We start from the raw sequence: 14,705 nt of genomic DNA on the forward strand, positions 1-14,705 counted from the left end.
TAGCCCTCGTTCAGGTAGCCGTCGACGGCGTCGAGCAGTTGGGGGATGGAGTCCATGATGCCGACGGACACGCCGCAGGGGACTCGGTCGCGGGCTGCGCCGAGGAACTGGCCGAACGACTCGCCGGCGGCTCTGAGCTGGGCGTCGAGGACGGCGGTTTCCACCGCGGCCTTGGCCATGCGGTGGCCTTTGATCGGTTCCAGGGCGCGGGCCACGCCGTTGGCGTCCAGGGGGACGGGCCGTGGAGCGGTCAGGGCGGGCAGCAGGAAGCGGCGGATCACCTCGGCGGCCCCGTCGACGTACTCGGAGGAGTAGAGCGGCTCCGACATCGCCACGCACTCGCCCCAGCCTTCGGCGTCGGGTGTGACGACTCTGACCAGCAGCACGTCGCGGGCCGTCTCCGTGCCGAACGAGGTACGGAACGGCGCCACCAGGGGCATCGCGATCCGGCGCAGCTCAACTCCGGTGATCTTCACGCTGTCTCCACTGTCTGATTCATCTGATGCTTCGACCGTATGCCACCCACGGACACCGGACTCACCCAGCGATGTGGCATGACTACCCTGAGGAGTCATATGTGACACACCGTCACCATGAGGATGGGCTGGGGAGAGCCCAAGGAGGTTCCCCGAGGCGACGGCACCGGCCAGGTGACACCCTGTCGGCACGGCGGGCGGGCTGGGCCGACGAGGCGCGCAGGCTGATCGGCTCCTAGGTCAGCGGTCGAGGACGCGCAGCGCGTGCGAGGCGCCGCTCAGCACCAGCGGGCCCGTCCCCGTGCAGGCCACCACGTCGGCCACCCGCGCGCCGAACAGGTCGGGGACGTAGATCGCGGGCTCCAGGCAGAGGGTCACCCCCTCGGCGAGGGCGGTCTCGTCGCCGGGCCACAGGCGGGGCCCCTCGTCGTGGCCCAGGCCGATCCCCCGGCCGGCGTGCGGGGCCGCGAACCGGCCGTAGCCGCTGCCGTCGATGACGTCCGTCACCGCGCCGGCCACCTCGGCGGCCGAGGACGCCCGGCCCAGCGAGCCGAGCGCGGCGGCGTGCGCGGCCAGGACCACGGAGTACATGGCCTCGAAGTCCTCGGGCGGCTCGGCCACCGCGAACACCCGCCCCACCTCGGCGCAGTAGCCGTCCCACCGCCCGCACACCGACACCAGCAGCGCGTCGCCCGGGTTGATCACCCGGTCTCCCGGACGGTGGCCGGGCGAGGCGGTGTGCTCGCCCGCCGCGACCCGCGCCGACAGCACCTCCTCGCAGCCCGTCTCCAGCAGCAGCATCCGCAGCCTGAGCGCCATCGACCGCTCGGTCGCGCCGAACCAGGCCAGCTCCCCGGCCTGGCCCAGCACCGCGTCCGCCGCCGCGGCCGCCCGCTCGACCGCCGCCACCTCCTGCGGCTGCTTGGCCAGCCTGAGCGGCCCCAGCACGGACGCCGCAGGCACCAGCTCGGCCTCGATCGCCAGCCCGAACAGCTCCCGGACCCGCATCTCCGGGTCCACGCCCACCCGCCGCGCCCCGGCGGGAACCAGCTCCGCCGGGGCGGCGGTCTCGGCTGCCGCGTCCATGGTGACGACGAGGAAGGCGCCGTCCCGGCCCCCGAGAAAGCGGAAGTCCGGGGACGGCCGCAGCACCAGGGCGTCGATCTCGGCGTCGGCCATGGCCGCGCGCACGGCCTCCAGCCTGGTCCGCGGCGTCACTTCGGCTCGTGCAGCCAGCAGGCGACCGGGCCGAAGTCGGGCTCCTTGTCCCTGCACACGTCCATGACGAGCGGGCAGCGCGGATGGAACCGGCAGCCTGTCGGCGGGTCGGCCGGGTCCGGCACGTCGCCCGGCAGCTCCGTGGGCAGCACGCCCAGCCCGTCCGGCTTGGGGATGGCCTGCAACAGCGCCCGCGTGTACGGGTGGCGCGGGTTCGCCCACACCTCGGCCGTGTCGCCCACCTCGACGATCCTGCCAAGGTACATGACCGCGATCCTGTCGGCGATCAGCCGGACCACCGACAGGTCGTGGCTGATGAACAGCAGGCCCGCACCGGACTCCACCGCCAGGTCCCGCATCAGGGTGGCGACCTGGGCCTGGGCCGAGGCGTCCAGCGCCGAGATCGGCTCGTCGCCGATCAGCAGCCGGGGCCGGGCCGCCAGCGCCCTGGCGATCGCGATGCGCTGCCGCTGGCCGCCGGAGAACTCGTGCGGGTGCCTGTCCGCGAAGTCGCGCGGCAGTCCGACACGTTCCAGCAGGTCGGCGGGCTTGGTCGCGCTGTCGCGGGCGGTGCGCAGGCCGTCGGCGATCTGGTCGCCGACCCGGCGGCGCGGGTTCAGGGACGCGTACGGGTCCTGGAACACCATCTGGATGCCCGTCAGCTTCCTGCGGCGCAGCCCGAGCGGCGTGACCGGCTGGCCGTCGAAGCGGATGGACCCCGCGGTGACGGGGTTCAGCCCGCACACCGCCCGCGCCAGCGTCGACTTGCCGCAGCCGGACTCGCCGACCAGGCCGACGACCTCACCCGCGGCCACCTCCAGGCTCGCGCCCGCCACCGCCCTGACGATCGGACGGCCGGGGGAGCGGTGCTCGACGACCAGGTCGTCGATGGTCAACAGGCTCATCGGCCCTCCGCGTCAGGCAGGGAATCGAGCAGGGAACGGGTGTAGGCGTGCTCCGGCTCGCGCAGCACCCGGCCGCGCGGCCCCGACTCGACGACCAGGCCGTCCTTCATCACGCTCACCTCGTCCGCGACCGCCGACATCACGCCGAGGTCGTGGGTGACGAGCAGCACGGCCAGGCCCAGTTCGTCGCAGAGGCTGCGCAGCAGCCGCAGGACGCCCGCCTGCACGGTCACGTCCAGCGCGGTGGTCGGCTCGTCTGCGATCAGCACCCTGGGCGAGCAGGCCAGCGCGATGGCGATCGCGATGCGCTGCCGCATGCCGCCGGAGAACTGGTGCGGGAAGCGTCCGAACGCCTCGTCGGCGCCCGGGATGCGGACCTTGCCGAGCAGCTCGACCGCCCTGGCCCGCGCCTCGCGCTTGTCCAGTTTGAGGTGGTGGCGCATGTGCTCGGTGAGCTGCTTGCCGACCGTCAGCATCGGGTGCAGGCTGGTCGCCGGGTCCTGGAAGACCATCGCGACCTCGCCGCCGCGCACCTGGTTGAGCTCCTTGGGCGGCAGGGTGAGCAGGTCCCGCTCGCCGAGCGCGATCCTGCCACTGGTCCGCGCGCCGTGCGGCAGCAGCCCGAGGACGGCGAGCCCGGTCATGGTCTTGCCGGAGCCGCTCTCGCCCGCCAGACCGTGCACCCGGCCCTCCTGCAGGGACAGGTCCACGCCGCGCAGGATCTCCTTGCCGCCGATCGACACCTTCAGTCCGGTGATGTCCAGGGTCACAGCGCACGCTCCTTGATCGCGCGGGCCGTCCGGGGGTCGAGCGCGTCGCGCAGCGTGTCGCCGAGGAAGTTGAACGCCAGCACCACGGTCAGGATCGCGAGCCCCGGGAAGGTCGCCACCCACCAGCTGTCGAACACCTCCACGCCGGACGCCACCATCGCGCCCCACTCCGGCGACGGCGGCTTGGCTCCGAGGCCCAGGAACGACAGGCCCGACAGCAGCAGCAGCGCCGTGCCGATGTCCAGCGTGGCCAGCACCAGGACGGGACCGGTCACGTTCGGCAGCACGTCCACGCGCAGCGAGCGCCAGGACGAGAAGCCGAGCAGCCGGCCGCTCAGCACGAACTCCCGCTCGCGCACGCCCAGCACCAGGCCGCGCGTCACCCGGGCGTAGGCCGGCCAGGCCACGACCAGGACGGCCAGCACCGCGTTGGTCAGGCTCGCCCCGAGCGCCGCGGCCACCACCATGGCCAGGATCACGGTCGGGAACGCGAACACCAGGTCCGCCACCCGCATGATCGTCTCGCCCACCCACTTGCCGAAGTACCCTGCACAGGCGCCGAGCAGGCCGCCGATCAGCACCGACAGCACCACCAGCAGCAGCGTCAGCGGGATCGACACCCGCGCGCCGTACATGACCCTGCTCAGGATGTCGCGGCCGAGCTGGTCGGTGCCGAACCAGTGGCCGGGGCCCGGCGCGGCCAGCCGCGGCAGGTCCTGGGCGAGGGGATCGTGCGGCGCCAGCACCGGCGCCGCCAGCGCGACGACGAGCCAGACCACGGCGATCACGACGCCCACGACGGCCAGTGGCTGCCGCCACGCCTGGGGGAGCCGCCGCCAAAGCCCCTTGCGGGCCAGGGGATCCCGTTTCACTGGAGCCTCACTCGAGGATCGATGACGCCGTACAGCACGTCCACGATCAGGTTGATGACCAGGTACACGACGCCCACCACCAGGCCGACGCCCATCACGGCGGGCAGGTCGAGGGTGGTGGCGCTCTTGTAGGCGTACTGTCCGACGCCCGGCCAGGCGAAGATCGCCTCGACCAGGACCGTGCCGGACAGCAGGCTGCCGAACGCCAGCCCCGCCACCGTGATGATCGGCACCAGCGCCGAGCGCAGCACGTACCGGAACAGGATCACCCGGCCGGGCAGCCCCTTCGCTCTGGCGGCCCGCACGTAGTCCTGGCCGAGCACCTCCAGCACGGCGCTCCTGGTGAAGCGGGTGAGCAGGCCGATCGTGTACAGGGCGAGCACCAGCGCGGGCGTGACCAGGTGGCCGACGGCCGAGCCGAACACGTCCCAGCGGCCCGCCAGCAGCGCGTCGACCGTCTGCAGCCCGGTCACACCCGGCACGCCGCCCAGGGCCGGGTCCACCCGGCCGCTCCCCGGCGTGATCTGCAACCGGTAGAAGAACACGTAGAACGCCACCAGCGCCAGCCAGAACGTCGGCACCGAGATGCCGATCAGGCTCAGCACCCGCAACGCGTGGTCCGACAGGCGGTCCCTGCGCAGCGCCGCCACCACGCCGAACGCCACGCCCAGCACCAGCGAGACCAGGATCGCCGCCCCCGCCAGCTCCAGCGTCGCCGGGACGAACTCGGCCAGGTCCTGGCTGACGGGCCGGTGGCTCTGCTGGCTCATCCCGAGGTCGCCGTGGACGACGCCCTGCAGGTGCAGCAGGTACTGCTGCCACAGCGGCTTGTCCAGCCCGTGCTCGGAGCGCCACTGCGCGACGATGGTCGGGTCGCCCAGCGCCCGCTGGCCCAGGTTCGCGGCCACCGGGTCGCCGGGCACCAGGTTCGTCAGCACGAACGTGACCAGCGTGATGCCCCACGCCAGCAGGACGGCGATGAGGATGCGGCGGATCAGGAACCGGGCCAGCGGATGCGCGCCACGCCGGGCGCCCGGCCGCTTGCCGGCCGGGGCGCTGGGTGGTGTGTCGGGGCGCGGCGAAGCCGCCGCGCCCGGCTCGTTCGTCTGGTCCTTCTCGGACACCTGGGCGACCTACTTCGCGCCGAGGTCGGCGACGTCGACGGTCCACACCGGGTGGTACTCCAGGCCCGTAACCGAGGCGGCCGTCACGATGTTCTGGCTCGGCTGGATCAGCGGGATGAACGGCCCGGACGCGTTGAGCTTGGTCTGGACGTCCGCGTACGCCTGCTTGCGCGCGTCGTCGCCGACGGCCGTCGCGGCCGTCTCACCCGCGGCCTCGATCTCCTTGGCCGCGTCCTTCTTCCAGCCGGCACGCAGGCCCACCGTCTTGCCGGGCAGGAACGCCAGGTAGTCGCTCGGGTCCGGGTAGTCGGGGCCCCAGTACCACAGGCCCATCTCCTCCTTGCCGTTGCGGTAGTTGTCGAGCGCCGTGGTGACCGGCGCGGGCGCCAGGTCCACCGTGATGCCGACCTCCTTGAGGTTGGCCTGGATCCGCTCCGCCAGCGGCTGGAAGGACAGGCCGTTCACCGTCAGCTCGCTCGGGAACTCCAGCTTGACCGTCGGGTTCGACACCCCGCTGGCCGCCAGCGCCGCCTTGGCGCCCTCGACGTCCCGCTTGACCGCCTGGTCCGCGGGCAGCGCGCCGAGCAGCTGGGACGGGATCACGCCCGGCGCCTGCGCCGAGCCCTCGCCGGCCAGCTCGAGCAGCCCCGCGTAGTCGACGCCCTTGCGGACCGCCTCGACGAACTTGGGGTTCGGCGTGGTCTTGCTCACGCCGGAGTCCTGGTTGGCCAGCAGGAAGATCACGTTGGCCGACGCCGTCTTCTTGACCTGGAGGTTCGCCGGCATCCCGGACACCTGGTCGCCCGACAGGTTCAGCGCCACCTGGCTGTCGCCGCGCTGGACGTTGAGCTTCTGCGTGGCCGCCTCGACGTTGCGCAGCACGACCTTGTCGTAGACGGGCTTGGCGCCGTAGTACTTCGGGTTCGCCTTGAGCACGACCTGGCTGCTCGCGTTGAACGACTCGATCGTGTACGGGCCGGAGCCCGCGGACGCCGAGTTCAGGTACTGCTCGGCCTTGTCCTGGGCGTCCGCGGTCGCGCCGTGCTCCTTGGCGACCTTGCTGTTGAGGATGCCCAGCGCCGGGTTCGGCAGGATGTACGGCAGCGCCGGGTTGGCGCTCTTCGACGTCAGCGTGATCGTCGAGTCGTCGGTCTTGGCCACGTCCACGCCGTCGAGCAGGAACGACGGGGTGCCCTTCATGTCGCGCACCCGGGTCAGCGAGAAGACCACGTCGTCGGCGGTGACGGGGGAGCCGTCGGAGAACGTCGCGCCCTTCTTCAGCTTGAGGGTCAGCGTCTTGCCGTCCTTGGACAGCTCATAGGATTCGGCCAGCGAGGGCACCGGCTTGGTCACGTCGCCACCGTCGAACGTCAGCAGCGTCTCGTACGTCGCGTGGCCGACGATCAGGCCGGTCGGCTCGTAGGTCCGTCCGGGGTCGGCCGTCTTGAGGTCGAAGGACGTGTCGATGACCAGGGTCTTCCCGCCGCTCTGCGCGGCAGGGGCCTGGGTGCCGCCGCTTCCGCAGGCGGCGAGGGCGAGTGCACCGGCGAGCAGCACAGCCGCCGTCTGCGAGCGGGTCGCCATGGTGAGTCCTCCAGTTGGACGGTTGGACGGGAGATGCCGAGGATTGTGCGGCAGAACGTCCAGGCGCCGTGCGGTCGCCGAGACGTATATAAATGGGCGTGAGGTAACTATGAGTGAAATTTCCAGAAATGGCGGCAGTGGTGGCGTCCAGCCTGGACGGATCGGTATCGGTCTCGAGCTGGACTCCACCCATATGAAGATCCTCCAGGTCCTGCGAGAGAACGGCAGGATCTCGGTGGCGGCGTTGGCGGAGCGGGTCGGCATCTCCCGCGCCAACGCCTACACCCGGTTCGAGGCGCTGCGCGCCGACGGGACGATCAAGCGGTTCACCGCCGAGATCGACCACGTCAGGGCCGGGCTCGGCATCACCGCGCTGATCTTCGTGACCGTGCGGCAGCAGATGTGGAAGCAGTTCAGGGCCGAGCTCGCCAGGATGCCCGAGGTGGAGTACTGCGCGATCACCACCGGCCAGCACGACGCGATGATCCAGGTCCGCATGTCGGACGTCGCCGAGGTGCACACCATGGTGACGGACCGCCTGGCCAACATCCCCGCCGTCAAGGCCACGGAGACCGTGTTCATCCTGGACGAGGTGCTCCGGCGTCCCTACGTGCTGCCGAGTGACCGGGACAAGGCCCGCCCGGCACGCCGTCCCGCCCAGGAGACCCCGAACGACGTGCCACTCGGCAAGATGCGCTTCGTCGGCGCGGCCGAGGGCCGCGCCGCCCTCCAGAAGGACTCCTGACCGCCTCCGGCCGGAAGGCGACCAGGGAGCGCAAGCCGGCTCCCCGGTCGGGACCGGTCAGGAGGCGGCGACCTCGATGCACACGCTGACGTGCTGGGTGTCGTCGCCCTCGAACTGGAACTCCTCCACCAGGCGCAGCCGCCCGTCGGGGTCGGTCTCGATGCGGCTGGTGCTCTGGCCGCCCGCCTTGCCACCGGCCTTCAGCGCGTGCGCGTAGGCGATGCTGATCTGGTCGCCGTCCCTGGTGCCGACGAAACGGCCGTGCGTCACGGTGTCGCCCGAGTAACTGCCCCACACCACCCCGTCGGCCTCCCAGTAGCTGAACTCGGTGGGCTGCTCCTGGTCCACCACGCTCGCCGTCGAGCTCACCATCACGAATTTCCGGCCGTTCAGTAGGTTCACACTCCCCATGGTCACGAAAGTTCACAGCATCCGTCTGCTTGGCTAGACATATGTTCTCGAAGGGCGCGTCAAGATCGACGATCCGTCCAGCCGGACGGCCTGCCGAGCCGGTGGGGTGCACAAGTCCGACTCTTCGCATCCAAGGACCTCCGCGGTTCCACCCCCAGGGGACACCGCCACAGCCCTTCCGGCAGCCCTCCTCATCGGCCTCCTTCCGCTCGTCACCTGGCGGGTCAGCCCTTCCCGGGGGCGCACCGCCCTTTGCGGCGTTCGCGAAATGGTCGGTTCGGTCGACCCTTGAGCGGGCCGCGTGACACGTTTGGCCCGATCTGTCGCCGGGCGGCCTCGCGTGCCGGCGGGCCTGCACAACTCTCTTTACGGCGCTTGCGGCATTACCGAGCGATCCCGACCCATGACTGCGTACTGTGATATCAATCTTACGCTCAGTGTTCTCCAGGGGTTGGGAGATCTTTCATGCTCGCGTACATCCTCGCGATCGCCGCGGCGGTAGGCGTGGTCGCGCTCACGGCACTGCTGTTCAGGATCTCGAAGAAGGGGAGCGACGACGCCGCCCCCGACGGGCCGTCCGCGGGCCATGCGGGCGCGATGCTGTCCGCGCTGTTCCTGCTCGTCTTCGCCATCGCGATCATCGTGCCCTGGACCACGGCCGACACCGCCAGGCAGAACACGCAGACCGAGAGCCAGGCCGCCGTCGACGCCTACTGGTCGGCGTCCGGCCTCCCCGGCACCGCCCCCGACGCGGTCAGGGCGGGGCTGCGCGACTATGTCTCCTTCGTGGTCAGAGACGAGTGGCCCCTCCTGGAGCAGGGGCGGCTCGATCCGGTAGGCAGCGAGCGGCTCGACTCGCTGCGCGCCAGGGTCACCCAGCTGAAGGTCAGCGACGACGCCGCCAAGGACGCCAAGGACGCCGTCCTGGAGCACATCGCGACGCTGTCCGCCGCCCGCGCGCAGCGGGGCGTCGACGCCGCGGCGACCCCGCCCAAGGGGGTGCTGATCCTGTCGATCGTCACCGGCCTGGTGGTCATCGTCTTTCCGTTCCTCGCCGGGGCCAGGCCGCGCGGGCTGGCGATCCTGCCGCTGGTGGCGATGGCCGCGATGCTGGGCTTCGGCGTCTACCTGACCTGGGACATCTCACACGTGTTCGCGGGGCCGCTGGCCGTGGGGCCCGATGCGTTCAGCGGGGCGCTCCGGGAGTTCTCGCGCATCGCCGGAGGCGTGTGACCGTGGCTGCCTGGCGCACACCGCTGCTGCTGGCGGCGACGCTGTTCGTGCTGTCCGTGAGCGGGCCCGCCGCGGCCGAGCCGGAGCCGGAGGAGCCGCACGAGGTCGGGGTGGAGGTCGGGGTCGGCGTGGCGGTCTGCGTGGACGTGCCGATGGTGAGCGTCCACATCGGGGAGTGCGGCGCGCCGCCTCCTGTGGTGCAGCCTCCCGCGGAGACGCCCACTCCGCAGCCGACGCCGACTCCTCGGTCCACCCCGAAACCGCGTCCCACCCGTACCCCGCCGACTCCGAAAGCGTCGGTGCGGCCGGTCGTCCCCACACCGGTGCGCGCCACCCGGCCTCCCGAGCCGACCCCGACCCCCAGCCCGGCTCCGACGCGGGCGAAGGCGGTCCACGTGCGCGCCAAGCACGCCGAGCCGCCTCGTCCCAGGAAGAACCCGCTGGCCACCGTGCTCATCATGGTGGTGCTGACCACCGTGATCGCCTCCACGACCGCCGTCGCGTTCGGCGCCATCCGCTGACCGCCCTCCCCGTGGATCGCGTGCTGCGCTCCGGAGAGGGCCTTGGGAGTGCGGGCCGGGAGGAGGGCCACGCAGGTGCCGTGGCCCTCGGAGGTGGTCAGTTGCCGGGGCCGACCCGCATCATCTGCTCGTTCATGATGAGGAACGCGCCCAGGCCGTGGAAGTCGTTGACCGGCCTGCTCCGGTTGAAGTAGTAGCTGAGCGAGTCGCTGGCGTTCGTGCCCTCGCTGACGTCCGCCAGGTTGGTCCGGCCGTCGGAGCCGAGCGAGACCTTGGCCAGCACGCCCTGGTAGCCCCGGTCGGCGTTGGCGCGGTACGACGCGTCGACGTAGCCGCGCTCCACCGACCGCGAGATCGTGTACGTGTACATCGCCGAGCAGGACGTCTCCGTCCAGTTCGACGCGTTGCCGGTCTCGGTGACCACCTGGAACCAGCGCCCGGTCGCCGGGTCCTGCCAGCGGGCGTAGGCCGGGACGAGGTCGCGCAGGATGTTGATCAGCGCCGCCCGTCGCGGATGGTCGGCGGGCATGAGGTCGAGGATGTCGACCGTGGCCATGCCGAACCAGCCCATCGCCCGGCACCACGAGATCCCGTTGGTGTCGCCCAGCGACGGCTTCACCCAGGGGGCGGTCAGGCCGCCGGGCTCGTCGTAGGCGTGGTACAGCAGCCCGGCCGCGGCCCCGGAGGTGCGCCGCAGGTGGCTCCAGTACACCTCGATCTGCTTGGCCGGTTCGGTGCTGGTGAACGTGTCGCCCGACACCCAGGCGCCGTAGCGGGCCACGAACGGGTCGGCCATGTAGACGCCGTCGCCCCAGAGCTGGCCCTGGCGGGAGTCGGACGTGGAGTGCCACCAGCCGCCGTCGGACGTGCGCGGGTACGTGTTCAGCCGGGTTCGGATCTTCGTCGCGGCGGTGCGGTAGCGCGCCTGCCCGCTCTCGCGGTACAGCGCCAGCAGGACGTTGCCGGCCTGCATGCTGTCGAGGTTGCTGAAGCTCTGCGAGATGTTGCCGTTGCCGTCGACGAACCGGTCGGCCCAGTCCTTGATGTACTGGAGGTACCGCGCTTCGCCGGTGCGCTGCCAGAAGAGGTACTGGCCCCACAGGTACAGCCCCTGCGGGTAGCTCCAGCCGCCGAGCGAGCCGGGCGTGAACCGGGCCATGGTGGAGTCGATCACGGCTCTGGACCAGTCGGTGCCGCCCTGGGTGCCGTCGTCCACGGTGAGCGAGTCGAGGTTCGGGCCGCCGTTGGCGGTGTTCGCGGTGGCCTTGACGGTGTTGGCGCCCGCGTTCAGCGTCACCTGGAGGGCGGCGGTGCGCCAGGTGGTCCAGGCGCCGGTGCCGGGGAAGGACTGGCCGGCGGCCACGGCCGTGCCGTTGACCGTGACGTTCATCGGCCTGTCGGCCGTGGTGCCGTTGGCGTAGCGGAAGACCAGCCGCACCGGGCCGCCCGCGGCCGAGTTGACGGTCCACTCGACGGACGAGCCGGCCACGTTGTCGTAGTTGACGAACCCGGTGCCGGTGAACCCGGGATGGTTGGACTCCACCACGCCCTGTGAGACGGTCGCGTTCTCCGCCTCGTAGAGCGCGGTCGTGGCAGCGGCGGCGGGCACCGGCTGGATCAGCAGCGCTCCGAGGGCGACGGTGGCGACCACCGTTCGACTCCACGGCGCGCGGACTCCGAGGATCACTGGACTCTCCTCACGCTGGTATGTGCCTCCGGTGAGACATCCCATGTATCACCGAGGGGCTGACGACCTGTGATGTCTCGCGGCCACCTGGTGGTTGCCCTTGCCAGCCGGGAGACAGATCCAACCTTTCGCCTGGCCACTAGCTGTACCTGCTCGCCAGGCGGCTGTCCATAGCGGCCATGACATCCGATGTATAGCACGGAATGCCAAGATCTGCGTTAGGAAAGTTTCCTAAAGATTGGATCGTTCCAAGATCTGTAACTCGTTGACGCTTGTGACTATTTGTGGGAACACGATGAAAAGCTCCAATCTCTCGCCGAGATGTCACCCCCCAGCAGGAGCGCCCGATGACCTTACGCACGTCCCGGGGCCGCGCCGTCGCCGGCTTCTCCGGCACCGGCTCCAACATTCAGTAACCGCACGCTTCTCCCTGGCGGCCGCGCGCTCGCGTGGCCGCCGGGCCATCACTGGAGGTGCAGTGACCCAGGAAGGCATGACGCGCCGGGCGGTGCTGGGAACCGCCGCCGGAGGCCTGGCCGCCGCCGCGCTGGCCGGGGGAGTGGGGCTCGGCTCTCCCCGGGCCGCCGGGGCGAGCGCCGCCGCGTGGGCGATCGACAACCGGATGGCCACCGACGCGCAGTGGTCGGCGTTCCTGCGCGGGCAGGACCTGCTGTGGGGCAAGCTGCCCGCGCTCTGGCACGAGGGGCCGTTCCTGGGCGACGGGCTCCTCGGCAGCATGGTCTACCAGGAGCCGAACGCCAACAAGGTGCGGTTCACCACCCAGCACGGACGCGTCCAGGACCATCGTCCCCAGTTCGGCAGCGGGTTCGGCACCTGCCGCCTGCCCGTCGGGCACCTCACACTCGACCCGGTGGGGACGATCACCGCCGTCGACTGGCGGCTGAGCCTGTGGGACGCCGAACTCACCGGCACCATCACCACCTCGTCGGGGAAGATCACGTTCGTCGCGTTCATCCACGACGAGACCTTTGTCGCCCGCGCCACCGCGAGCGGGAGCGAGCAGGTGCGCTGGACGTTCCACCCGGAGGCCGCCAACAGCCCGAGAGAGGCGTCGGAGGCCCCGCCGTCCGGCTACACGCGCAACCCGGCATGGACGACGAAGACCACCGGCGACGTCAAGCAGGTGGTCCAGGCGCTGGCTGGGGGAGGGCAGACCGCCACCGCCTACCGGCAGAGCGGCGACCTGCTGCTGCTGTCGGTCGCCCACAGCTTCCCGTCGAACACGGCCGCCGAGACGGCCTCGCTCGGCCGCATCCAGAACGCCGGGACGTACGACGCCCTGCGGGCGGCGCACCAGAGCTGGTGGCACGCGTTCTACAAGAAGAGCTTCGTGTCGCTCCCCGACCAGCGGCTGCAGAGCTTCCACTGGATCCAGCTGTACAAGGTCGCCTCCGCGACCAGGGCGGGCGGTCCCGTCATGGCGACCACCGGGCCCTGGCTGGAGCCCACACCGTGGCCGGGCGTGTGGTGGAACCTCAACGTGCAGCTGGAGTACTGGCTCATCCACGGCTCCAACCACCTGGAGCTGGACTCGGTGACCAGCACGCTCGACCAGAACCGGCAGCAGCTGATCGACAACGTGCCCAGCGCGTACCGGTCGGACTCCTCCGGCGTGGGGCGCAGCTCCGACATGTTCGCCACCAGGAGCGTCGGCACGCCCGGCAGCGGCGCGGAGACCGGCGACCTGACGTGGGCGCTGCACAACGTGTGGCTGTCGTATCGGCACACGATGGACGACACCCTGCTGCGGAACACGCTCTTCCCGATCCTGCGCCGGGCGATCAACTACTACCTGCGCTTCCTGACGACCGGCAGCGACGGCAAGCTGCACCTGCCGAGCACGCTGTCGCCCGAGTACCCGGTGGTGCCGCCGCAGGACACGAACTACGACCTGGCCCTGATCAGGTGGGGCTGCCAGACGCTGCTCGACTCGGCGACGCGCCTGGGCATCGACGATCCGCTGAAGCCGAAGTGGCAGCAGGTGCTGAGCACGCTGGTGGCGTACCCGACGGACGCCGACGGCTACATGATCGGTGGCAGCACGCCGTACGCCCAGTCCCACCGCCACTACTCCCACCTGCTGATGATCTACCCCTTGTACCTGGTCAACTGGGATCAGACGGCGAACCGCACGCTGATCGAGAAGTCGATCACGCGGTGGCACGCGCTCACCGGCGCGCACCGCGGCTACAGCTACACGGGCGCGGCCTCCATGTACGCGATGATGGGACGCGGCGACACGGCCCTGTCGTACCTGATGAGGTTCTTCGACCCGGCGACCTCGTTCCCATGCCGGGCCAACACCCACTACACCGAGGCCGGGCCGGTCATCGAGACCCCGCTGTCGGCGTCGCAGTCGATCCACGACATGCTCTGCCAGAGCTGGGGCGGCGTGGTCAGGGTGTTCCCGGCCGTGCCGCCGTCCTGGCCGGACGTCACGCTGCACGACTTCCGCACCCAGGGCGCGTTCCTCGTCTCCGCGGCCCGGCAGGCGGGCGCGACCCGGTTCGTCAGGGTGCGCAGCCTGGCCGGCGAGCCGCTGAAGGTCAAGCACGGCCTGACCGGCGCCGTCACCGCGCTGCTGGACGACGGCTCGCCCGCCGCCGTCCAGGACCTGGGCGGTGGCGTCCTGCAGATCACCCTGCCCAGGGAGCGCGAGGTGCTCCTCTACGCGGGCGCCGCACCCGACCTGGTCATCGCGCCCGTCCCGATCGCCGAGCCGGGCGCCGCGTGGGGCCTGCCGGGCGCGACCACGCCACCGCCGCCGGGCCGGTACGAGGCGGAGGACGCGACGATCTCGCAGGGCGTCTTCGAGAACTCCCACGCCGGTTTCAGCGGCACTGGCTACGTCAACGGCGACAACGTGGCAGGGGCCTTCGTGGAGTGGGCCTTCCCCGCCTCCGCGGCCGGAACGGCGACGGTCAAGCTGCGTTACGCCAACGGCACCACGGCCAACCGGCCCTCGGCCATCGCGGTCAACGGGACGACGGTGTTCGCCTCGCGTGACTACGCGGGCACGGGCACCTGGGACACCTGGGCTAGCGACACCTTCACCGTCCCGGTCAACGCCGGGACCAACACGCTCAGGGCGACGGCCACCACCGCCAACGGCAACCCCAACCTCGACTACATCGACGT

At 71.0% G+C, this 14,705-nt stretch carries 12 protein-coding genes and 1 pseudogene; 4 read left to right on the plus strand and 9 right to left on the minus strand.

The genetic code is table 11. The features are described from left to right. From ABZ297_RS42605 to ABZ297_RS42635, 7 genes and pseudogenes are all read right to left on the minus strand, one after another. Positions 1-476, minus strand: a pseudogene (locus tag ABZ297_RS42605) (o-succinylbenzoate synthase); the annotation flags it as partial. Positions 477-716: 240 nt separating this feature from the next. After that, on the minus strand, positions 717-1,694 hold the full coding sequence (locus tag ABZ297_RS42610; RefSeq protein WP_355358835.1) for a M24 family metallopeptidase: 978 nt from the start codon (positions 1,692-1,694) through the stop codon (positions 717-719). After that, entirely contained in the window at positions 1,691-2,599 is a 909-nt protein-coding gene (locus ABZ297_RS42615; protein WP_355358838.1) for an ABC transporter ATP-binding protein, read from the minus strand. The genes ABZ297_RS42610 and ABZ297_RS42615 overlap by 4 nt, the downstream gene beginning before the upstream one ends. Then, positions 2,596-3,369 (minus strand): ABC transporter ATP-binding protein, encoded by a 774-nt coding sequence (locus ABZ297_RS42620; protein ID WP_355358841.1) that lies wholly within the window; start codon positions 3,367-3,369, stop codon positions 2,596-2,598. Before ABZ297_RS42620 ends, ABZ297_RS42615 begins: the two co-directional genes overlap by 4 nt. Beyond that, positions 3,366-4,241 (minus strand): ABC transporter permease, encoded by an 876-nt coding sequence (locus ABZ297_RS42625; RefSeq protein ID WP_355358844.1) that lies wholly within the window; start codon positions 4,239-4,241, stop codon positions 3,366-3,368. Before ABZ297_RS42625 ends, ABZ297_RS42620 begins: the two co-directional genes overlap by 4 nt. Continuing rightward, a complete protein-coding gene (locus ABZ297_RS42630; protein WP_355358846.1) occupies positions 4,238-5,365 on the minus strand; it encodes an ABC transporter permease in 1,128 nt (375 codons plus the stop codon). The genes ABZ297_RS42625 and ABZ297_RS42630 overlap by 4 nt, the downstream gene beginning before the upstream one ends. Before the next feature lie 9 nt (positions 5,366-5,374). Then, on the minus strand, positions 5,375-6,949 hold the full coding sequence (locus ABZ297_RS42635) for an ABC transporter substrate-binding protein (RefSeq protein ID WP_355358849.1): 1,575 nt from the start codon (positions 6,947-6,949) through the stop codon (positions 5,375-5,377). Between the two features lie 109 nt (positions 6,950-7,058). Between ABZ297_RS42635 and ABZ297_RS42640 the strand changes: the two genes are divergently transcribed. Further along, positions 7,059-7,694: an Lrp/AsnC family transcriptional regulator gene (locus tag ABZ297_RS42640; protein ID WP_355358852.1), complete on the plus strand. Its 636-nt coding sequence runs from the start codon at positions 7,059-7,061 to the stop codon at positions 7,692-7,694. 57 nt (positions 7,695-7,751) lie between these two features. Here the strand turns inward: ABZ297_RS42640 and ABZ297_RS42645 are convergent, their stop codons facing one another. Next, positions 7,752-8,096 (minus strand): hypothetical protein, encoded by a 345-nt coding sequence (locus ABZ297_RS42645; protein WP_355358855.1) that lies wholly within the window; start codon positions 8,094-8,096, stop codon positions 7,752-7,754. A 474-nt stretch (positions 8,097-8,570) separates the two neighbouring features. Between ABZ297_RS42645 and ABZ297_RS42650 the strand changes: the two genes are divergently transcribed. Continuing rightward, entirely contained in the window at positions 8,571-9,338 is a 768-nt protein-coding gene (locus tag ABZ297_RS42650) for a hypothetical protein (protein ID WP_355358857.1), read from the plus strand. A 2-nt stretch (positions 9,339-9,340) separates the two neighbouring features. Continuing rightward, positions 9,341-9,859, plus strand: coding sequence for a hypothetical protein (locus ABZ297_RS42655; protein ID WP_355358860.1), 519 nt, complete (start codon positions 9,341-9,343; stop codon positions 9,857-9,859). 97 nt (positions 9,860-9,956) lie between these two features. Here ABZ297_RS42655 and ABZ297_RS42660 read toward each other — a convergent pair whose 3' ends face one another. Further along, the gene (locus ABZ297_RS42660) at positions 9,957-11,546 is read right to left on the minus strand and encodes a glycoside hydrolase family 88 protein (RefSeq protein WP_355358863.1); all 1,590 of its coding nucleotides are present in this window, start codon (positions 11,544-11,546) and stop codon (positions 9,957-9,959) included. A gap of 478 nt (positions 11,547-12,024) precedes the next feature. Here ABZ297_RS42660 and ABZ297_RS42665 point away from each other — a divergent pair. Then, the coding region (locus ABZ297_RS42665; protein ID WP_355358866.1) for a carbohydrate-binding protein at positions 12,025-14,705 on the plus strand (2,681 nt) is incomplete at its 3' end.

Origin of the sequence: Nonomuraea sp. NPDC005983 (genome assembly GCF_040614375.1) — a bacterium.
Lineage (GTDB): Bacteria > Actinomycetota > Actinomycetes > Streptosporangiales > Streptosporangiaceae > Nonomuraea.